20 protein-coding genes are annotated in these 20381 nt (G+C 60.2%); 9 read left to right on the top strand and 11 right to left on the bottom strand.

Annotated elements, in window-relative coordinates; translation table 11 throughout:
* Nucleotides 1-115: 115 nt before the first annotated feature.
* From AB4N44_RS08545 to AB4N44_RS08530, 4 genes are all read right to left on the bottom strand, one after another.
* On the bottom strand, nucleotides 116-1126 hold the full coding sequence (locus tag AB4N44_RS08545) for an alpha/beta hydrolase (RefSeq protein WP_110720415.1): 1011 nt from the start codon (nucleotides 1124-1126) through the stop codon (nucleotides 116-118).
* Between the two features lie 34 nt (nucleotides 1127-1160).
* Entirely contained in the window at nucleotides 1161-1580 is a 420-nt protein-coding gene (locus tag AB4N44_RS08540; protein ID WP_007908600.1) for an organic hydroperoxide resistance protein, read from the bottom strand.
* A 326-nt stretch (nucleotides 1581-1906) separates the two neighbouring features.
* Nucleotides 1907-2362: a MarR family winged helix-turn-helix transcriptional regulator gene (locus AB4N44_RS08535; RefSeq protein ID WP_127929238.1), complete on the bottom strand. Its 456-nt coding sequence runs from the start codon at nucleotides 2360-2362 to the stop codon at nucleotides 1907-1909.
* Between the two features lie 73 nt (nucleotides 2363-2435).
* Nucleotides 2436-3392 (bottom strand): LysR family transcriptional regulator, encoded by a 957-nt coding sequence (locus AB4N44_RS08530; protein ID WP_127929237.1) that lies wholly within the window; start codon nucleotides 3390-3392, stop codon nucleotides 2436-2438.
* A 109-nt stretch (nucleotides 3393-3501) separates the two neighbouring features.
* On the opposite strand from AB4N44_RS08530, the gene AB4N44_RS08525 reads away from it, so the two are divergent.
* On the top strand, nucleotides 3502-4251 hold the full coding sequence (locus tag AB4N44_RS08525) for a sulfite exporter TauE/SafE family protein (protein WP_205993879.1): 750 nt from the start codon (nucleotides 3502-3504) through the stop codon (nucleotides 4249-4251).
* Here AB4N44_RS08525 and AB4N44_RS08520 read toward each other — a convergent pair.
* Complete coding sequence (locus AB4N44_RS08520; protein ID WP_007908606.1) at nucleotides 4241-5095, bottom strand: LysR substrate-binding domain-containing protein; 855 nt, start codon at nucleotides 5093-5095, stop codon at nucleotides 4241-4243. The genes AB4N44_RS08525 and AB4N44_RS08520 overlap by 11 nt on opposite strands.
* Nucleotides 5096-5191: 96 nt before the next feature.
* Here AB4N44_RS08520 and AB4N44_RS08515 point away from each other — a divergent pair, with 96 nt between their 5' ends.
* On the top strand, nucleotides 5192-5413 hold the full coding sequence (locus AB4N44_RS08515) for a DUF1127 domain-containing protein (RefSeq protein ID WP_007908607.1): 222 nt from the start codon (nucleotides 5192-5194) through the stop codon (nucleotides 5411-5413).
* 80 nt (nucleotides 5414-5493) lie between these two features.
* Entirely contained in the window at nucleotides 5494-6720 is a 1227-nt protein-coding gene (locus AB4N44_RS08510) for a winged helix-turn-helix domain-containing protein (protein ID WP_460109303.1), read from the top strand.
* A 98-nt stretch (nucleotides 6721-6818) separates the two neighbouring features.
* Here the strand turns inward: AB4N44_RS08510 and AB4N44_RS08505 are convergent, their stop codons facing one another.
* Nucleotides 6819-8165 carry a class II 3-deoxy-7-phosphoheptulonate synthase gene (locus AB4N44_RS08505; protein WP_460109306.1) on the bottom strand — a complete coding sequence of 449 codons (1347 nt, stop codon included), beginning with the start codon at nucleotides 8163-8165 and terminating at the stop codon, nucleotides 6819-6821.
* A 152-nt stretch (nucleotides 8166-8317) separates the two neighbouring features.
* Between AB4N44_RS08505 and AB4N44_RS08500 the strand changes: the two genes are divergently transcribed.
* On the top strand, nucleotides 8318-9073 hold the full coding sequence (locus AB4N44_RS08500) for a spermidine synthase (protein ID WP_460109307.1): 756 nt from the start codon (nucleotides 8318-8320) through the stop codon (nucleotides 9071-9073).
* A 111-nt stretch (nucleotides 9074-9184) separates the two neighbouring features.
* Here AB4N44_RS08500 and AB4N44_RS08495 read toward each other — a convergent pair whose 3' ends face one another.
* On the bottom strand, nucleotides 9185-9976 hold the full coding sequence (locus tag AB4N44_RS08495) for a crotonase/enoyl-CoA hydratase family protein (RefSeq protein ID WP_460158204.1): 792 nt from the start codon (nucleotides 9974-9976) through the stop codon (nucleotides 9185-9187).
* 423 nt (nucleotides 9977-10399) lie between these two features.
* Between AB4N44_RS08495 and AB4N44_RS08490 the strand changes: the two genes are divergently transcribed.
* Nucleotides 10400-12073, top strand: coding sequence for a DEAD/DEAH box helicase (locus tag AB4N44_RS08490; protein ID WP_122597121.1), 1674 nt, complete (start codon nucleotides 10400-10402; stop codon nucleotides 12071-12073).
* A 105-nt stretch (nucleotides 12074-12178) separates the two neighbouring features.
* On the opposite strand, the gene AB4N44_RS08485 is transcribed toward AB4N44_RS08490, so the two are convergent.
* Complete coding sequence (locus tag AB4N44_RS08485; RefSeq protein WP_150750713.1) at nucleotides 12179-12946, bottom strand: DODA-type extradiol aromatic ring-opening family dioxygenase; 768 nt, start codon at nucleotides 12944-12946, stop codon at nucleotides 12179-12181.
* Nucleotides 12947-13049: 103 nt separating this feature from the next.
* Here AB4N44_RS08485 and AB4N44_RS08480 point away from each other — a divergent pair, with 103 nt between their 5' ends.
* Nucleotides 13050-13697 (top strand): thiopurine S-methyltransferase, encoded by a 648-nt coding sequence (locus AB4N44_RS08480; RefSeq protein ID WP_460109308.1) that lies wholly within the window; start codon nucleotides 13050-13052, stop codon nucleotides 13695-13697.
* 183 nt (nucleotides 13698-13880) lie between these two features.
* Here AB4N44_RS08480 and htpX read toward each other — a convergent pair whose 3' ends face one another.
* Nucleotides 13881-14768: a protease HtpX gene (htpX, locus tag AB4N44_RS08475; RefSeq protein ID WP_007908619.1), complete on the bottom strand. Its 888-nt coding sequence runs from the start codon at nucleotides 14766-14768 to the stop codon at nucleotides 13881-13883.
* A gap of 303 nt (nucleotides 14769-15071) precedes the next feature.
* On the bottom strand, nucleotides 15072-16283 hold the full coding sequence (locus AB4N44_RS08470; RefSeq protein WP_007908620.1) for a pyridoxal phosphate-dependent aminotransferase: 1212 nt from the start codon (nucleotides 16281-16283) through the stop codon (nucleotides 15072-15074).
* Nucleotides 16284-16507: 224 nt separating this feature from the next.
* Here AB4N44_RS08470 and msrB point away from each other — a divergent pair, with 224 nt between their 5' ends.
* The 3 genes from msrB to AB4N44_RS08455 all read left to right on the top strand — a co-directional run bounded on the left by msrB (nucleotide 16508) and on the right by AB4N44_RS08455 (nucleotide 17956).
* On the top strand, nucleotides 16508-16903 hold the full coding sequence (gene msrB / locus AB4N44_RS08465; protein ID WP_150750715.1) for a peptide-methionine (R)-S-oxide reductase MsrB: 396 nt from the start codon (nucleotides 16508-16510) through the stop codon (nucleotides 16901-16903).
* Between the two features lie 109 nt (nucleotides 16904-17012).
* Nucleotides 17013-17498, top strand: a complete 486-nt coding sequence (locus AB4N44_RS08460; RefSeq protein ID WP_034155230.1) for a glutathione peroxidase — start codon at nucleotides 17013-17015, stop codon at nucleotides 17496-17498.
* Nucleotides 17495-17956: a MarR family winged helix-turn-helix transcriptional regulator gene (locus AB4N44_RS08455; protein ID WP_127929228.1), complete on the top strand. Its 462-nt coding sequence runs from the start codon at nucleotides 17495-17497 to the stop codon at nucleotides 17954-17956. The genes AB4N44_RS08460 and AB4N44_RS08455 overlap by 4 nt, the downstream gene beginning before the upstream one ends.
* Here the strand turns inward: AB4N44_RS08455 and AB4N44_RS08450 are convergent.
* Nucleotides 17940-20261 carry a hybrid sensor histidine kinase/response regulator gene (locus tag AB4N44_RS08450; RefSeq protein ID WP_127929227.1) on the bottom strand — a complete coding sequence of 774 codons (2322 nt, stop codon included), beginning with the start codon at nucleotides 20259-20261 and terminating at the stop codon, nucleotides 17940-17942. The genes AB4N44_RS08455 and AB4N44_RS08450 overlap by 17 nt on opposite strands.
* Nucleotides 20262-20381: the final 120 nt, after the last annotated feature.

Genomic DNA, 20381 nt, shown 5'->3' with positions numbered 1-20381 from the left:
ACCACTCTGAACCCTGTGGGAGCGAGCTTGCTCGCGAAAGCGGTGTGTCATTCAATGAAGCGTTGTCTGACAGGACGCCTTCGCGAGCAAGCTCGCTCCCACACTGGGATGGGGTTTATTTGAGGTGTTCCTTCAGCTCTTGTGAAGCCTGCAACATCGCCGAACGCACTGCCGGCACCTGACTGACCACGTTAAGCAAACCGTAATCGTGGATCATGCCGTTGTAACGCACCGACGTCACCGCCACACCGGCCTCATCGAGTTTGCGCGCATACGCTTCACCTTCATCACGCAACACATCGGCGCCGGCGGTCTGCACCAGTGCTGGCGGCAGGCCCTTCAGTTGTGCAGTGGTGGCGCGCAGCGGCGACGCGTAAATCTCGTTTCGCTGCTTGGCGTCGGTGGTGTAGTTGTCCCAGAACCACTTCATCATGTTGCGCGTGAGGAAGTGCCCTTCGGCGTACTGATTGTAGGAACCGGTGTCGAAATTGGCGTCCGTCACAGGCCACAGCAGCACCTGGAACTTGATCGCCGGCGTGCCTTTGTCTTTGGCCATCAGTGCAACCACGGCCGCCATGTTGCCGCCGACGCTGTTGCCAGCGACGGCCAGACGTTTCCCATCGACATTGATTTCTTTGCCGTGCTCGGCGACCCACTTCGTTGCCGCGTAGGCCTGGTTGATCGCCACCGGGTAATGCGCTTCCGGTGAAGGCGTGTAATTGACGAACACCGCCGCCGCTCCCGAACCGACCACCAGATCCCGCACCAGCCGCTCGTGCGTCGGGAAATCGCCCAGCACCCAGCCACCACCGTGGAAGAACATGAACACTGGCAGCTCGCCCTTGACCCCGGCCGGCCGGACGATGGTCAGGCTCAACGGTTGGCCATCGACCTGGATGGTTTTCTCGCTGACGTCCGCTTTGGGCAGCGTCAACTTGACCCCGGACTGCGCGCCGACCAGCACGGCGCGGGCATCTTTGGGTGTCAGCTGTTCCATCGGTTTGCCGGTGCCGGCATTCAGCACATCGAGAAATGCCTGAGTGTTGTGTTCGACATCACCGGCGAAAGCGCTGTGGATAGACAGGGCGAGAAGGGTACCGGTCAAGACTTTGCTGAAAGTGTGCATGTTCATTTCCTGTTCGGGCCTGGGGTATCAGCAGTTAAACGGTGACGTGCAGACGCACATCGACGTTGCCGCGGGTGGCGTTGGAGTACGGGCAGACCTGGTGAGCAGCGTCGACCAGCGCTTGTGCGTCGGCTTGTTCCAGGCCAGGCAGGCTGATGTGCAGGTCGATGTCCAGACCGAAGCCACCGGGGATCTGGCCGATACCGACGTGGGCGGTGATCGAGGCATCGTCAGGGATTTTGCGTTTGGTCTGGCTGGCGACGAATTTCAGTGCGCCGATGAAGCAGGCCGAGTAGCCGGCCGCGAACAGTTGCTCAGGGTTGGTCGCCGCGCCGCCGGCACCGCCGAGTTCTTTCGGGGTGGCGAGTTTGACGTCGAGGATGTTGTCGCTGGAGATCGCACGACCATCACGGCCGCCAGTGGAGGTTGCGATTGCGGTGTAGAGAGTTTGCATGGTGTGAGCCTCATTGGGTGTGGTTATGTGCGCTAATTGTTTGCGCGCTAAGTAAGTGCGAGGTAAATGTATCGCGCGAATATTTAGCGCGCAAGATAAATTTTTGAAAAAGCTGCACTTCCACGAAGGGGCGGGTATGAGAGGGTGGCTGTAAGGCTTGAGTTAGAGCGGATTGCGCGGTAGATCAGGTGGTGAAAATATTTTGCTGTCGATGAAATCAATGTGGGAGCGAGCCTGCTCGCGAATGCGGTGTATCAGTCACCATTCATATCGACTGACACTACGCATTCGCGAGCAGGCTCGCTCCCATAGGGACTGTGTGGAGGTCAGATCAGGCTTTCCTGCAAGTGACCGCGTAGCGCCTGCAACTCTGATTGCAGCTTCTGCAGGCGTTCCAGAGAGAAGCCGCTGGCGCCGAGAATGCATTGCGGAATGGTCTGTGCCTTGTCGCGCAGCGCACGGCCTTGTTCGGTCAGTTCAACCATCACCACCCGCTCATCCTCACGACTGCGCGTACGGCTGAGCAAGCCTTCGCCTTCCAGGCGTTTGAGCAGCGGAGTCAGCGATCCGGGATCGGTCAGCAACCGCGAGCTGATTTCTCCGACGGTCAAACCATCCTTCTCCCACAACACCATCATCGCCAGGTACTGCGGATAGGTCAGGTTCAAGGCTTGCAGCAGCGGCTTGTAGACCTTGGTCATCATCAGCGAAGTGGAATGCAGAGCGAAGCAGGCCTGGTTGTCCAGCAGCAGGTCGTCGCAGGTGTCGCGTTCGGAAGTCATTTCAAAAGCCTTGTTCGGTAATGGTCATGAATCTAGCGCTCGAATCTTTAATGCGCCAGATAATTTTCCGGCGCTAGTGCCGGCCCAGATCTCGCTGTAACGCCAGATCCCATGGCGGCACCGGACTGAAGCGGGTTTTGAGATATTCGAGCAACAAGCGGCTGCGCGAGTTGGTTTGTTGCTCCATACGCAGCGCGTAAATACCGGTGGATTCCGGGCTTGGCAGGCCGTTTTCGCAAAACAACGGCAGCAGTTCGCCGCGCAGCAGGTATTCGCTGGCCAGCCACGTCGGCAAATGCGCGATGCCCAAGCCAGCCAAGGCGCCGCAGACCAAGGCTTCAGCATTGTTGGCGCTCATGCGGATGCGCGCCGGGCGGTGCAATTGCATCTGGCCGTCCTGCTCGAAGCGCCAGGCGAAGGGCGGAGCGAGGCCGTCCCAGTCGAGGCCGTCATGCTCGCTCAGTTGCGCCGGACTGCCGGGCACACCACGGCGTTTGAGGTAATCAGGACTGGCGCAGGCAATACGCACCATGCTCGCCAAGGGTGTGGCCACCAAGCGGGTATCAGCCATTTGTCCGGCGCGCAGCACCAGATCGACTTTGCCCAGGTTCGAGCCGCCCATGTCGACGAAACTGTCGATCAGATGCAACTGCACATCCAGCCCCGGATACAGAACGAGAAAGTCAGCGATCACCGGTGCCAGGTGCCGTCGCCCGAAAGCGGCGGGGGCATCGATGCGGATCAAGCCCTCGGGCGCACTGCTCAAGGACACCGCTTCTGCGCGGGCCAGTTGCAACTCGGCAACAATCCGTCGCGCGCGTTCGGCAAACGCCAGACCCGCCGGCGTTGCGCGCACTGCGTGAGTGCTGCGGACAAACAGCTGGCTGCCGACCGCGCTTTCCAGGCTGTCGATTCGTCGGGCGACGGCCGAGGGTGTCAGCGGATGACGGCGCGAGGCGGCGGAAAAACTGCCGCTCTCCAGCACATCGAGAAACAGCCCGAGCTGATCGGTCAATTGATTGGGGTTCATGGTTGGCAACGCCTGTGCGAAATCAGCATAGCCATTGTGCGTTGCTGTGCGTTTCCCCGCCAGCCGCGACTGCGTAGGATGAATCGCCTGACGTGAGAGGAATTCGGCTGTGATGGAGTTTTTGTTGTACCTGTTGTTCGGCGCCGCCCTTGGCACACTTGGCGGTATCTTCGGCATCGGTGGCGGTTTGATTGCCATTCCGTTGCTCGGCGTGTGGTTTGGCCTTGATCAACAGATCGCCCAAGGCACGGCGCTGGTCATGGTGGTGCCGAACGTGATGCTGGCGCTGTGGCGTTATCACCAGCGCAATCGCATCGAACTGCGGCATGCGCTGCCTTTGGCGGTAATGGGTTTCTGCTTTGCCTGGATCGGTTCGATCTGGGCGGTGGGCATTGATGCGCAAACCATGCGCATCGGCTTCGTCGCGTTCCTGGTGGTCCTTTCGATCTACAACCTGTTGAAGATGTTCGGCAAGCAACCCGCTGCGACATCCGAAATGCGCTATTCCTGGCCGTGGCTTGGCGTGCTTGGCGCGGCGTCCGGGACCATGGGCGGATTGTTCGGAGTGGGCGGAGCGGTGGTGGCAACGCCGGTGCTGACCAGCCTGTTCGGCACCACGCAAGTGGTTGCTCAAGGCTTGTCGCTGGCGCTGGCCTTGCCAAGCACCGGAGTGACTCTGGTCACCTACGCGGTACACCACGAAGTGGACTGGATGATCGGCCTGCCGCTGGCCATCGGTGGTCTGGCCAGCATCAGTTGGGGAGTGAAAGTCGCCCACGCCATGCCGGAAAAACTCCTGCGCGGGCTGTTCTGCGGTTTCCTGGTGCTGTGTGCGGTGATGCTCGCGTTTAAAGTTTGAAGCCTTCGACGATGTGCTCGGCCAGGCACTCGGTGATCGGTGACGGATTGTTCAGGTTGCGGATCAGCATGATGCTGGCTTCGGGCAGCAATGGCAGATCTTCGGCGGCACCGAGAATGCGCATGTCCGGGGTGATCAGGCTTTCCAGTTGCGCGGTGATCGCCAGACCCGCGCTGACCACGGCCATCAACGCCGAGAGGCTGGTGCTGTTGTAGGCGATGCGGTATTCGCGGCCCATCGCATCCAGCGCATTGCACGCCCACAAGCGGCAGAAACAATCACTGTTGAACATCGCCAGCGGCAGCGGGGTTTGTTCGTGGGCACTGAAATTCTGCGCCTCGGCCCAGACAAAACGCTCCTTGCGCAGCAGTTGGCCGATCTCGTTGCCCGGCTCGCGGGTGACGATCGACAGATCCAGATCGGTACGCTGCAGCAGTTGTTTGGTCGACTCGCAATGCACTTCGATCTGGATCAGCGGATAGAACTGCGCGAACCGCGAGAGAATCCCCGGCAGGAACCGCATCACATAATCGTCCGGCGTACCGATGCGCACCGTGCCGACCATGTGCGGCTCGCGCAAGGTGTTGAACACTTCGCTGTGCAACTTGAGGATGCGCCGCGCATAACCGAGCAGCACCTGGCCCTCGGCGGTCAGGCGCACCTGGCGTCCGTCGCGCTCGAACAACTGCCGCTGCAATACGTCTTCTTCCAGACGCTTCATCTGCATGCTCACCGCCGATTGCGTGCGGTTGACCATTTCGCCGGCACGGGTAAAACCGCCCTGATCAGCGATGGCGACGAAGGTGCGCAGTACATCGGTATCGATACTGGGGTAGGCCGACAATTGATGAATCTCCGTGATGCATGCCATCAGAAACATTCGTTGGATTGATCTTAGCGCCGGCGCGAGACTTGAGCCATCCACAAAGGAGGCAACACGATGAAAGGTCAAAGAGAGTATGTAGACGAATCAAAATTTTCCGGCCACGGCCATATCGTTTCCGACCTGCTGCACAAGTTTAGCCGCTGGTACGAACTGCACCGTGAACGCGAATTGCTCGCCAGTCTGAGCGACGAAGCGTTGAAGGACATCGGCGTCAGTCGTGCCGACGTTGAACACGAAGCCGTGCGGCCGTTCTGGGATGACCCGATGCATAAATGACCCCCTGCATAAATGATGAGCAGAGCGCTACACAAACCAACTTCCAGTGAGGTAGGTTGCGAGCAGACAAGGAGATGCTCATGCCCGCAACAGTATCCTTTTCCCTCAAACAGGCGCGACGACTGGCGCTGGCAGCCCAAGGCTTCAACGGGCGCCAGCCGCCGACTGTCAAGGCGCCACACCTCAACCGGCTGATCGAACGACTGGGATTGCTGCAAATCGATTCCGTCAACGCCGTGGTGCGCTCGCACTACCTGCCGCTGTTTTCCCGTCTGGGTTCCTATTCTTCTGATTTGCTCGACCAGGCTGCCTGGAGTTCGGGGCGTCGGCGCACATTGTTCGAATATTGGGGCCATGAAGCGTCGTTGCTGCCGCTGTCGATGTATCCGCTGATGGCGTGGCGGATGCAGCGAGCCAGGCGCGGCGAGGATATCTATCAGCAACTGGCGAAGTTCGGTCGCGAGCAGCAGGACGTGGTTCGCCGGGTGTTGAACTCGGTCGAAGAGCAGGGCGCGTTGGGCGCCGGCAGCTTGTCGACTCGCGAAGACAAGGCCGGGCCATGGTGGGACTGGAGCGCGGAAAAGCATGCACTGGAATGGTTGTTTGCGGCGGGCGAAGTGACGGTAGCGGGGCGGCGTGGATTTGAGCGCTTGTATGATTTGCCGGAGCGGGTAATTCCTTCATCGATTCTGCAACAAGCGTTGCTTGATGAAGCCGAAGCGCAGCGCGGGCTGTTGCTGCATGCGTTACAGGCGTTGGGCGTCGGTACAGAAAAAGACCTGCGAGATTACTTCCGTCTGAATCCGGCGGATGCACGGCCGCGACTGGCTGAGCTGGTCGAGGCGGGGCAATTGCAGATGTGCGAAGTCGCTGGTTGGCGCCAGATCGCTTATTGCCTGCCGGAGCCGAAAGTCCCGCGCAAGGTGGTGGCCAGTGCGTTGTTGTCGCCGTTTGATTCGTTGATCTGGGAGCGCAGCCGGACGGAGCGGTTATTTGATTTTCGCTATCGGCTGGAAATTTATACGCCGCAGGACAAGCGGGTTTTCGGCTATTACGTGCTGCCGTTCTTGCACAACGAGCGGATTGCAGCGCGGGTTGATCTGCGTGCCGAACGGGCGGCGGGGCAGTTGGCGGTGCATGCGGTGCACGAAGAGGAAAAGGGACTGGATGAGGAAGGGATGTTGGCGCTGGCGCTGAACTTGCGGCAGATGGCGGATTGGCTGGGGCTTGCGCGGGTGCAATTGAATTGTCAGCGCGAGAGTGCGGCGCGGTTGCGGGTGGCATTGGCGGAGCTTGGTGGTGTCTGAGCCGGCCTCTTCGCGAGCAAGCTCGCTCCCACATGGGTTGTGTGTACGACACCAATCCAGTGTGGGAGCGAGCCTGCTCGCGAAAGAGGCGACGCGGTCTAACGGCGAACTTGTTTGAGGGTTTCAGCGATGAGGAATGCCAACTCAAGCGACTGATCGGCATTCATCCGCGGATCACAATGGGTGTGATAGCGATCCGACAAGCCATCTTCAGTAATCGGCCGCGCGCCACCAATGCACTCGGTGACATTCTGCCCGGTCATCTCGATGTGAATCCCGCCGGCATAACTGCCTTCGGCTTCGTGCACCTGGAAGAACTGTTTAACCTCACCGAGGATCTGCGCGAAGTCGCGGGTCTTGTAGCCGCTGCTGGCCTTGATGGTGTTGCCGTGCATCGGGTCTGAGCTCCACAGCACTTGCTTGCCTTCACGCTGCACCCCGCGGATCAGCGCCGGCAGGTGATCGCCGACCTTGTTTGCGCCCATCCGCGCAATCAGGTTCAGACGGCCGGGATCGTTGTCCGGGTTGAGCACGTCGATCAAACGGATCAGATCCTCCGGGTTCATGCTCGGGCCGACTTTCACGCCAATCGGGTTGTTCACCCCACGCAGGAACTCAACATGCGCGCCGTCGAGCTGACGGGTACGGTCGCCGATCCACAGCATGTGTGCCGAGCAATCGTAGTAATCGTTGGTCAGGCTGTCGCGGCGCACGAAGGCTTCTTCGTAATTCAGCAGCAACGCTTCGTGGGCGGTGAAGAAACTGGTTTCGCGCAGTTGCGGCGAGCTGTCCATGCCGCAGGCGCGCATGAACGCCAGGGTTTCATCGATGCGGTCGGCGAGGTGGCTGTACTTCTCCGCCAGCGCGGAGTTGGCGATGAAGTCGAGGTTCCACTTGTGCACCTGGTGCAGGTCGGCAAAGCCGCCCTGAGCAAACGCGCGCAAAAGGTTCAGCGTCGCGGTGGACTGGTGATAGGACTGCAGCAGACGCTCCGGATCCGGTACGCGGCTTTTCTCGTCGAAACCGATGCCGTTGACGATGTCGCCGCGATAAGCCGGCAGGGTCACGCCGTTGATGGTCTCGTCATTAGCCGAGCGCGGCTTGGCGAACTGACCGGCCATGCGCCCGACCTTGACCACCGGGCAACCGGCGGCAAAGGTCATGACGATCGCCATTTGCAGCAACACTTTAAAGGTGTCGCGAATCTTCGCCGCGGAGAACTCGGCAAAGCTTTCGGCGCAATCGCCACCCTGCAACAGAAAGGCCCGGCCCTGAGTGACTTCAGCAAACTGTCGGCGCAGTTCGCGCGCTTCGCCGGCAAACACCAGCGGCGGATAGCTGGCCAGCGTCTGCTCGACCTGGCGCAGATGCGCAGCGTCAGGATATTGGGGTTGTTGCTGGATCGGCAGGGCGCGCCAGCTGTCAGGGCTCCACGGTTGGCTCATCACGGTCTCTAATTGGTTCTACGCACGGAAGGCCATGTTAGCAGCAATTAGTGCGTGACCTGCTCCCGCCCCATCACCGACAATCGCCGCTTTGCCACGGCGCCACAGCGGTGCCATCGCGTCACCGCGCCCGGTGACCATCAGGAGACGAAATGACTGAGGAGCGCGTCGAGCATCTGCTCGCCGAAGTACAGGATGAGTTCGGCGTGATACGCGTGCTGGAAGTGGCCGATTACCGCTTTCTCGAGTTCGGCGATGCGATCGAGCAGAGCTGCGTGTTCACCGCTGATCCGAGCTGGCTGGAATACGACTACACCCGCGCGATGCTGATCGGTGCGTTGTGCCATGAGCAGCCGGAGAGTGCGCTGTTTCTGGGGCTCGGTGCCGGTACGCTGACGCAGGCCTGCCTCAAGTTTCTGCCGCTGGAAGATGTCGAAGCGATTGAATTGCGCCCGGATGTACCGCGTCTGGCTATCGAATACCTTGGGCTGGATGATGATCCACGCCTGTACATTCGCGTCGGCGACGCCCTCGAACTGCTGCCGACTGCCGAGCCGGCGGACCTGATTTTTGTCGACCTGTACACCGATGTCGGGCCGGGTGTCGGCCATCTGGCCTGGAGTTTTCTCGGTGACTGCCAGAAACGGCTGAATCCGGGCGGCTGGCTGGTGATCAATCAGTGGGCCACCGATGACGGCAAGCCGTTGGGCGCGGCGTTGTTGCGCGGGCTCTATCACCGGCACTACTGGGAGCTGCCGGTGAAGGAGGGCAATGTCATTCTGATTGTGCCGGCGGATCTCGATCAGGCGCTGGACATGCAGGCACTGACCGCCCAGGCCGAATCGTTGGCGCCGAAGTTGGGGTATTCGTTGCAGTCGTTGATCAACAGTATTCGCCCGGCCACCTGAGGCATCTGGCCTTGCTGGCCCTATCGCGAGCAGGCTCACTCCTACATTGAAATGCGTTCCCTTGTAGGAGTGAGCCTGCTCGCGATGGCGTCATGGCAGGCGCCAAATTTTTCAGATCCCCTTGAAGACTCCAGGCCGCCGCTCCACCAGCGACCTCACCCCCTCCTTGGCATCTTCACTGGCCAGCAACTTCTTCACCAGCGCCGGCAAACCCTGCGCCGCCGCCGTTTCACCTTCATACCGAGCCTGCCGCGCCGACATCAACGTCGCCTGCACCCCCAACGGCGCCTGCCGGGCAATCCGTTCGGCCAATTCAATCGCTCGCGGCAGCAGGTCTTCGCTGGCCATGACTTCCTGCACCAACCCCAGGTGCAACGCCTCGTGCGCATCGAACTCATCGCCGGTCAGCAACCAGCGCATCGCATTACCCCAGCCGGCAATCTGCTGAAATCGCAAAGTCGCGCCACCAAAAGGAAAGATCCCACGCTGTACTTCCATCTGCGCGAAGCGGGTATTGCTCGCACAGAGATTGATATCTGCCGCCAGCATCAACTCGATACCGATGGTCAGGCAGTAACCTTGCGCGGCGACAATCACCGGTTTGCTCACCCGTGGTCCGACGAAAACCCCCCACGGGTCGCAACCGCCGGTCGGAACCTGCCAGCCTTGGGCGAGGGTGGAGCTGGCATTGACCAGATCCAGACCGGCGGTAAAGTGCTCGCCATGGCCAAACACCACCGCCACCCGCGCTTCGCTGTCGGCTTCGAACTCGCCGTAGGCCAGGCTCAGCTCGTTCAGCAGGTCGAGGTCGAAGGCGTTGCGTTTGGCCGCTCGATCGAGGCCAATCAGGTGGACGTGACCACGGCGTTCACGGCTGACGCGGCCGGCACAGGGCTGATTCATGGCGAAATCCTCGAGCGGGGAGGGCGGGTGCAGCGACGGTATGCCGCACATCGATGAATCGTTTAAGCGTCATCGCCCGCAGGGCCGGGCCTATGAAAAATAGACCTTGGCGCGATTATCCGCAAAACCCCGTTACACAGCGGTGACACACGCATTCGGACGATAAAAAAAGCTCCCTTTTTGGGCAAAATCCGGTATAGTGCGCGCCGGCCTTTAACCGGGCCGCGTTTAGGTAGCGCAATTTCCCGAAGTCAGCTTCGGCTGCACGTCCGCATTGCGGGCTCTTCCCGGACGATTCTTTTTTTCATTCATTCGTTTTCGCAAATCCCCGCCGACAAAGCTGCCAGGGCGACTCTTGAGTCTCAACACGGCATGCGCAGCTTTGGAGCATGGGTCTTTGCGGATGCACTTAGAGGCAGACCCATGACCCAGGAAACCGGCGGATTCGCCGCTTTTAATCTTAACCCGAATATTCTTGCAGCCGTCGCAGCGACCGGCTACGAAGAGCCTTCGGCGATTCAGCAGCAATCGATCCCGATCATCATGGCCGGCCAGGACATGATTGGCCAGGCGCAAACCGGTACCGGTAAAACCGCCGCGTTCGCACTGCCTATCCTGCACCGCATCGATCCTGCCAAGCGCGAACCGCAAGCCCTGATCCTGGCGCCAACTCGTGAGTTGGCGCTGCAAGTAGCAACCGCTTTCGAAACCTACGCCAAGCAAATGCCGGGCGTTACTGTTGTGGCCGTTTACGGCGGCGCGCCGATGGGCCCACAACTGAAAGCAATCCGTAATGGTGCACAGATCGTTGTCGCCACTCCGGGCCGTCTGTGCGACCACCTGCGTCGTGATGAAAAAGTTCTGTCGACCGTGAACCACCTGGTTCTCGACGAAGCTGACGAAATGTTGAAACTGGGCTTCATGGACGACCTGGAAGTCATCTTCAAGGCTCTGCCATCGACCCGTCAGACCGTTTTGTTCTCGGCTACCCTGCCGCAGTCGATCCGCGCCATTGCTGAACGCCATCTGCGCGATCCGCAACACGTGAAGATCCAGACCAAGACTCAGACCGTTACCGCGATCGAACAGGCTCACCTGTTGGTTCACGCTGACCAGAAGACTTCGGCCGTTCTCAGCTTGCTGGAAGTGGAAGATTTCGACGCTCTGATCATGTTCGTGCGCACCAAGCAAGCGACCCTGGATCTGGCCAGCGCCCTCGACGCCAAAGGCTACAAAGCCGCGGCGCTGAACGGTGACATCGCCCAGAACCAGCGTGAGCGCGTCATCGACTCGCTGAAAGATGGCCGTCTGGACATCGTTGTCGCGACCGACGTTGCTGCTCGTGGTCTGGACGTTCCGCGCATCACTCACGTGTTCAACGTCGACATGCCGTACGATCCGGAATCCTACGTTCACCGTATCGGCCGTACTGGCCGTGCCGGTCGCGAAGGTCGTGCACTGCTGCTGGTGACTCCACGTGAGCGCCGCATGCTGCAAGTGATCGAGCGCGTAACCGGTCAGAAAGTTGCCGAAGTACGCCTGCCGGACGCTCAAGCCGTTCTCGATGCGCGCATCAAGAAACTGACCAACAGCCTGTCGCCGCTGGTCGCTGACGCCGAATCGACTCACGGTGAGCTGCTCGATCGTCTGACTGCAGACATCGGCTGCACCCCGCGTGCTCTGGCTGCTGCGCTGCTGCGCAAAGCCACCAACGGTCAAGCGCTGAACCTGGCTGCGATCGAGAAGGAACGTCCACTGGTGCCGAACAACGCACCGCGTGGCGACCGTCCTGAGCGCACCGGTGATCGTCCTGATCGTGGTGACCGCGAGCGTCGCGCGCCAATGCCTTTGGGCGAAGGCCGTGCTCGTTGCCGTACCGCGCTGGGTGCGCGTGATGGTATCGCTGCGAAGAACCTGCTGGGCGCCATCCTCAACGAAGGCGGTCTGGCCCGTGAAGCGATCGGTCGCATCCAGGTGCGTGACAGCTTCAGCCTCGTCGAGCTGCCGGAAGATGGTCTGGACAAACTCCTGACCAAACTGAAGGACACTCGCGTTGCCGGTAAGCAGCTGAAACTGCGTCGCTATCGCGAAGATTGATCCGCCCTTGGGCTGATTGATCGAACATAAAAAATCCCCGACTGGTTCGGGGATTTTTTTTGCCTGTTTTTTGCCTTGGTGGGAGCGAGCCTGCTCGCGAAGGCGTCAACCGAAACGATAAATATCCATGCCCAGCGCACCCATCGTGAAACCCTTGTGCGCCACGCTGAACTCACCGCCCGCGCCCCGGGCAAAATACAGCGGCAACAAATGCTCATCACTTGGATGGCTACGCACTGCATTTGGCGCCTGCTGGCGATAATCATGCAGCGCCGCCTCATCGTCGGCCGCCAACTTCTCGATCACCCAGTCACGGAAATCCCGCGCCCACGGCTCGACACTTTCCGGGCCGGCGTGCCAGTCCAGTTCGCGCAGGTTGTGCGTGATGCTGCCGGAGCCGATCAGCAAAATGCCCTGATCACGCAGGCTCGCCAGCGCGCGGCCGACCCGGGTTTGCAGCGCCGGGCCAGCGCGACTCGGCAGGGAGACCTGCACCACCGGGATATCCGCTTGCGGGTACATCAGCGACAGCGGCACCCAGACGCCGTGATCGAACGGACGTTGCGGATCGAGACGTGCTGGCAGATTGTTGGCAGTCAACAGATCGGCCACCTCAGCGGCCAACTGCGGATTCCCCGGCGCTGGGTACTGCACTTCAAACAATGCGCGGGGGAAGCCGCCGAAGTCATGCCAGGTTTGCGGTTGCGCATGGCTGCTGACCAGCAGTTCGTGGCTCTCCCAATGGGCAGAGACGATCACGATGGCTTTGGGTTTCGGTAATTCGGCTGCCAGACGCGCCAGCGCCGGGCCACTGGCACCGGGCTCCAGCGCCAGCATGGGTGAGCCATGGGAAATAAACAGGCTGGGAAACATGATGGGTTCCTGAGCGTTAAGATGAGCTCATCTTCAGTCAGATCATTGATCTAAATCTAATATAAGTTTTAACGCTTTTTGATCGAATTATTCGGAGTGATACATGCAGCCTGAGTTTTGGCACAAGAAGTGGGATTCGGGGCAGATCGGTTTTCATCTGCCCGAGGTGAACCCATATTTGCAGCGGCACTGGGCGGTACCGGCAGCGGGGCGAGTGCTCGTGCCTTTGTGTGGGAAAAGTCTGGATCTGGCGTGGCTGGCCGGGCGCGGTCATCAGGTGCTTGGGGTCGAACTGTCGGAAAAGGCTATCGAGGACTTTTTCAATGAGCATCAGATACAGCCGCAGATCAGCCGGAAGGGCGCGTTCAAGGTCTATCGCAGTGACACCATCGAGTTGTGGTGCGGTGACTTCTTCGCGCTGACGGCGAGCGATGTAGCCGATTGCACGGCGATCTACGACCGTGCAGCGCTGATTGCCTTGCCAGCGCCGATGCGTGAGCGCTATGCGGCGCATCTTCAGCGGATTCTGCCGCTGGGTGTACAAGGGTTGTTGATTACGCTGGATTACGACCAGGCGCAGATGCCGGGGCCGCCGTTTGCGGTGGGGGATGATGAAGTGCAGCGGTTGCTGGGGGATGTCTGGCAGGTGCAGGTGCTGGAAGAGCAGGATGTGCTGGGGGAGAGCGGGAAGTTCCTGCAGGCAGGCGTGACGAGGCTTGAGGAGCGGGTTTACCGGGTTTCTTCTCGATAGATGTTTGCTGACAGTGCCGGCCTCTTCGCGAGCAGGCTCGCTCCCACATTGGATGGGTGTTTGCAGGGCCCGTGTGGGAGCGAGCCTGCTCGCGAAGAGGCGATCAGCAACAATCCATTATTGGCAGGAACAAAAAAAGGTCCGCATCACTGCGGACCTTTTTTCATTGTTACGCCAGTCGGATCAACCGCGACGACGCAGCGCGTCGATACGCTCTTCCAGTGGCGGGTGGCTCATGAACATGCGGGCAAAGCCCTGTTTGATGCCACCGTTGATGCCAAAGGCGTTCAGGGTGTCCGGCATATGTACCGGCAGGCCCTGTTCGGCGCGCAGGCGTTGCAGTGCGCCGATCATTGCGCTGGTGCCCGCCAGACGTGCGCCGGCTTCGTCGGCACGGAATTCGCGCTTGCGCGAGAACCACATGACGATCGCACTGGCGAGAATGCCCAGTACCAGTTCGGCGAAGATGGTCGCCACGTAGTAGGCGATGCCCTGGCCTTCTTCGTTCTTGAAAATCACCTTGTCGACGAAGTTGCCAATGATCCGCGCAAAGAACATCACGAAGGTGTTCACCACGCCCTGGATCAGCGCCAGCGTAACCATGTCACCGTTGGCCACGTGACCGATTTCGTGGGCCAGTACGGCTTTCACTTCATCGGGCGAGAAACGCTCGAGCAAGCCCTGGCTGACCGCGACCAGCGCGTCGTTCTTGTTCCAGCCAGTGGCGAAGGCGTTTGCTTCGTAGGCCGGGAAAATACCGACTTCGGGCATCTTGATCCCGGCTTCGCGGGACAGTTGCTCGACGGTTTGCAGCAGCCATTGCTCATGCCGGGTACGTGGCTGGCTGATGATCTGGGTGCCGGTGCTCATCTTCGCCATCCACTTGGAGATGAACAGCGAGAACAGGGAGCCGGCGAAACCAAAGACCGCACAGAAAACCAGCAGCTGACTAAGGTCGAGATCAACCCCGTTGGCCGCCATGAACCCGTTGAAGCCGAACAGGCTCAGGGTGATGCTGGCTATCAGCACGACCGCCAGGTTAGTGGCCAAAAACAGCAGGATGCGCATCATGGTTGTAGAAATCTCCTCAAGCTAAAGATGTAGCGTACTGCGGGGTATATAAGGTGCTGCACCGGGCTATTCAACTGAGTGACTATTTCAAACTGTGTCCTACAGCGAATTCTTCGGTGCTCGGCACATTTCCCACGACAGATACCGATAGGGATGACAGCCAGCCGCGACCCGTCGCCATTACCTCAGGCGCAGGTGACTGATACGAATCGCAAGTGTAGAAGGCGTGCGCAGACGCGGAATGCAGAAGTGTTGCTGAATCAGACAGTGCGCAACGTTTGGCCGTTGCGCACTGCTGGCCAGTTACTGGCGGTACGACTTGAGGAAGTTGCCGATGCGGCCGATGGCCATTTCCAGATCGTCGACGCGGGGCAGGGTGACCACGCGGAAGTGATCCGGCCACGGCCAGTTGAACGCCGTGCCCTGCACCACCAGCAGCTTCTCGGACAGCAACAGGTCGAGGACGAATTTTTCGTCGTTGTGGATCGGGCAGACCTTCGGGTCGATCTTCGGGAACGCATACAGCGCACCCATCGGCTTGACGCAGCTCACACCCGGAATGTCGTTGAGCAGCTCCCAGGTGCGGTTGCGCTGTTCGAGCAGGCGACCCTGCGGCAGCACCAGATCATTGATGCTCTGGTAGCCGCCGAGCGCGGTCTGGATCGCATGCTGGCTCGGCACGTTGGCGCACAGGCGCATGTTGGCCAGCATGTCGATGCCTTCGATGTAGCTCTGCGCGTTGTGTTTCGGCCCGGAGATGGCGATCCAGCCGGAGCGGAAACCCGCTACGCGGTAGGACTTCGACAGACCGTTGAACGTCAGGCAGAGCAGGTCCGGCGCCAAGGAGGCGGTGCAGATGTGCACGGCATCGTCATACAGAATCTTGTCGTAGATCTCGTCGGAGAACACCACCAGGTTGTGCGCACGCGCGATTTCCAGCATGCCCAGCAGCACTTCCTTCGAATACACCGCGCCGGTCGGGTTGTTCGGGTTGATGATCACCATGGCTTTGGTGTTCGGGGTGATCTTGGCCTTGATGTCGGCCAGATCCGGGAACCAGTCGGCGCCTTCGTCGCACAGGTAATGCACGGCGTTACCGCCAGCGAGGCTGACGGCGGCAGTCCACAGCGGATAGTCCGGAGCCGGCACCAGCACTTCGTCGCCGTTGTTGAGCAGCGCCTGGAGCGACATCACGATCAGTTCGGAAACGCCGTTGCCCAGATAGATGTCTTCGATGCCGACACCTTCGACATTCTTCTGCTGGTAGTACTGCATCACCGCTTTACGCGCGCTGAACAGACCTTTGGAGTCACTGTAGCCTTGCGCGGTCGGCAGGTTGCGGATCACATCCTGAAGGATTTCGTCCGGGGCTTCGAAACCAAACGGCGCCGGGTTGCCGATGTTCAGCTTGAGGATGCGCTGGCCTTCCTCTTCCAGTCGTTTGGCGTGCTTGAGCACCGGGCCGCGAATGTCGTAGCAGACGTTGGCGAGCTTGTTCGATTTGCTGAACTGCATGGCGATGTGATCCCGAAAATGAACGATCCAGGCGGCGGATGGACAACCGTGCTGGGATTCCTGCGTCTTCACACAGGCGGACGTCTTGAGCCGTGGCTCCCATAATCCGTTTGAATGCGCCCGGTCTGGCTGCCAGACTGGTGCGTGACGAGGCGCAATCATACGTGCCGCCCGATCCGTGGAAAAGGTACAGATCGGGCTTTTTCAGCCGCTGAGGTGTGATGATGGAAAAGTTGGAAAAAACCCTGGAAGAATGGAAAGCCATGCTCGATCCGCAGCAGTACGAGGTTTGCCGCCTCAGTGCGACCGAGCGCCCGTTCTCCGGCAAATACAACGACACCAAGACCGACGGTGTCTACCACTGCGTTTGCTGCAACGAAGCGCTGTTCGACTCCAAGACCAAATTCGATTCCGGTTGCGGCTGGCCGAGCTTCTACGCGCCGATCGGCGAAAGCGCGATGACTGAAATCCGTGATACCACGCACGGCATGATCCGCACGGAAGTGAAGTGCGCGCGCTGCGATGCGCATCTGGGTCATGTGTTTCCCGACGGCCCGCCGCCGACAGGCCTGCGTTATTGCATCAACTCGGTGTGTCTGAATCTCGAACCGCGCGCATAAACGATTGAAGGCGACCTTCGGGTCGCCTTGTTATTCGATAATTAAATTGCACACAATTTAATTGCTCGCTATGTTTTGCCTTTCCTGACTGTCTGCGGAGCCCAGTGCCATGAGCGACAACCTGCTGAACATCCCGTGCACCACGATCAAAGGTGAGCAAAAGACCCTGGCTGATTTCGCCGGCAAAGCGGTTCTGGTGGTCAACACCGCGAGCAAGTGCGGCTTCACCCCGCAATACAAAGGCCTCGAAGAACTGTGGCAGACCTACAAGGATCAGGGCCTGGTGGTCTTGGGCTTCCCCTGCAATCAGTTCGGCAAGCAGGAGCCGGGCAACGAGGGTGCGATCAGCGAATTCTGCGAGTTGAACTTCGGTGTCAGCTTCCCGCTGTTCAAGAAGATCGAAGTCAACGGCGCCGGCGCTCATCCATTGTTCGTACAGTTGAAGAAACGGGCGCCGGGCGTACTGGGTTCCCAAGGCATCAAGTGGAACTTCACCAAGTTTCTCATCGGCAAGGACGGCCAACTGGTCAAGCGCTTCGCCCCGGCGACCAAGCCGCAGGACCTGAGCCGCGAGATCGAAGCCCTGCTCAAATGAACAGCCTGCCGGTCGATTCGCTGAAGCTCGACAGCCAGTTGTGCTTCAAGTTGTACGCGGCGTCCCGGGCGGTGATTCGGGCCTACAAGCCGATGCTCGATCAGCTGGGTCTGACCTACCCGCAATATCTGGCGATGCTGGTGTTGTGGGAATGGCAGGACGCCGCGCCGGAGCAACCGACCGTCAAGGCCTTGGGCGAGCGTCTGGCGCTGGACTCGGGCACGCTGACGCCGTTGCTCAAGCGCCTGGAGCAGTTGCAATGGGTGCAGCGCCAGCGTTCGACGCGCGACGAACGGGAAGTCCATCTGAGCCTGACGCCCGCCGGGCAAGCCTTGCGCGAGCAGGTCGGGCCGCTCAAGGCCCGACTGCTGTGCGACAGCGGGGTGGATCTGGACCGCCTCAATGACCTGCGCAACGGTCTCGATCACTTGCTGGGGCAGATCAAAGCGCTGTCGTAGTCGGGATCCACTGGTCGAGCAGTGCCGCCAGTTCTTCTCGGCGGAACGGCTTGGCCAGATAGTCGCTCATGCCTGCCGCGCGGCAGCGTTCGCGTTCTTCGGACATCGCGTTGGCGGTCAGAGCGACGATGGGCAGGTGCGGCCAGCGCCCGCTCTGACGGATCTGCCGGCTGGCTTCGTAGCCATCCATCACGGGCATGTTGCAGTCCATCAGCACCAGATCGAATTCGTGATACTCCAGTTGATCCAGCGCTTCGGCGCCATGGGCGGCGACGATGACCTCGCAGCCCAGTTTGCCGAGCATGCCTTTGGCCACCAGTTGATTGACCGGGTTGTCCTCCACCAGCAACACCCGCCCGCGGCGCACCGAGGGAGAGGTTTCGAGCTGAGCATCGTTGATTGCAACCACGTCCGGTTGCAGGGTGCGCCGCAGGTTCTGGTAGAGCGCATTGCGCGCCAACGGTCGCGCCTGTTGTTGCAGTGGTGCGAGCGCGGCCGCTTCTTCGCTCGGCAGGAAACTGCCGTAGGCGGTCACCAGCAAAATCGGCGCACCGAGCGTCGGGCGCAGGCCGAACAGGCACTCCGGGCAATCGGTGATCACCACATCCGGGGTCAGGCCCAGCAGCGAGTCATCAATGGTGCGCTGTTCATACGCAAGTCCCCAGACCGGTAGCAGACTCTGCAACAGCTCCGCCAGACCACTGCTCGCTGCGGTGATGGCGAGTATCTTGCCGTGCAGCGGCGCCGGTGCCAGTGCGCGCGTATGGCAGGGCAGTGGCAACTCGGCACAGAACTGACTGCCGAAACCGGTCTCGGAGCTGATGGTCAGGCGGCCCTGCATGGCCTCGCAGAGGTTGTAGGTCAGCGCCAGTCCCAGCCCTGTGCCGCCATACTGACGGGTGATCCCGGCGCCCGCCTGGGTGAACGGCTGGAAGATTTTCAGCTGCGCGTCCTGGGCGATACCGATGCCGGTGTCGCAGACCTCGATGCGCACGCCATCCCTGGAGGTCGACAAGCGCACATCCACCCGGCCGAACCGGGTGAATTTCAGTGCGTTGGACAGCAGGTTGCTGACGATCTGCCGAACCCGGGTCGGATCGCCCAATACCAAGGCCGGGAAGTGAGGGTCGATCAGGCAGGTCAGCTCGACGCTCGGCGCGGCATTCTGCGAGAGCAGATTGGCGGTGTCTTCGATCAATGAGCCGAGGTCGAACGGGATGTGCTCGAGCTCCAGTTGCCCGGCATCGAATTTCGACAGGTCGAGAATATCGTTGAGCAACTCGACCAGCACCTTGCCCGAATCGTGGGCGATCGACAGCTGTTGCTGCTGCTCGGCATTCAACGGCCCGTCGAGTGACAGCGCGATCATCCCCAGCAGGCCGTTGAGCGGCGTGCGGATCTCATGGCTCATGTTGGCGAGGAAGGCCGAGCGGGCCTCGGCCATTTCCAGGGCGGTGCTGCGAGCGACTTCGAGTTCCTGATTGGACTGGCTGAGCCGCGTATTGATCGCCTTGAGTTCGGCGGTGCGCGCCGAGACGATGTTTTCCAGTTGTCCGAGATAGTCCGTCAGGCGGTTTTCGGCGTTGCGCCGCTGCTGGATCTCGGTGGCAATGTTCTCGAATTGCTGATTGGCGACTTTGACCAGCACGCCGATTTCATCGTTGGCATGGCCGGACGGACATTCCAGCGTGGTCGGTTCGGCACTGCGCGGGTCGCGTCCACTGAGCTCGCGGATCACCCGCACCAGCGGTTTGGTCAGCATCACGTAGAACAGCGCCAGCAGGAGGCCGGTCAGAATCAGGCTGCGGGCGAAGCCATTGAGCAAGGTGATCTCGGCCCGACGCAGGAAACGGCTGCCAAAGGCGTAGGTATCGACTTCAAGGCTCAAGACGCCCAGCGATTCATTGGGCAGATGATCCAGATACAGACGATCCTCGAACTGGCGCTTGGCACCAAACAGGAAGTCGCTGATCACCCGATAACCGCTTTGCAGTTCCGGGCGTTTTACGCTGGCCAGCACCGTGCTGTTGTTGTCGATCAGTTGCGCAGAAATGATCGCCGGCGAGCGCAACAGCCCCAGGGTCAGTTCCTGCGCCAGCTCGGCGTCAATGTTGTAGGCGATCCGTGACGCCGGGTTATGGCTGATTTCCAGTAAAGACAGGATTTCACGGTTGATAGAGGCGTCTTCACTGGCATAATCGATGCCGATTTGCAGCAGGCTGAGCAGCGTGCCCAGAATGAACCCGACCAGCACGGTAAGCCTGGCTTGCTTGTAAGACAGCCGGTGGGTGAATTTGATATCCATGGGGTGTTGAACCACTTCCGTTTCCCTTCGCTGCTCAAGCATAGTCGATCATGTATGGATACCGAGGTTCCCGAATCGCCTTGTAACAAGGCTTGGTAGGTGAATTCTGATCTGTGTGTC

The sequence above is a fragment of the Pseudomonas sp. S3_C06 genome, assembly GCF_054667675.1.
This window is presented reverse-complemented; position numbering and strand designations above follow the sequence as displayed.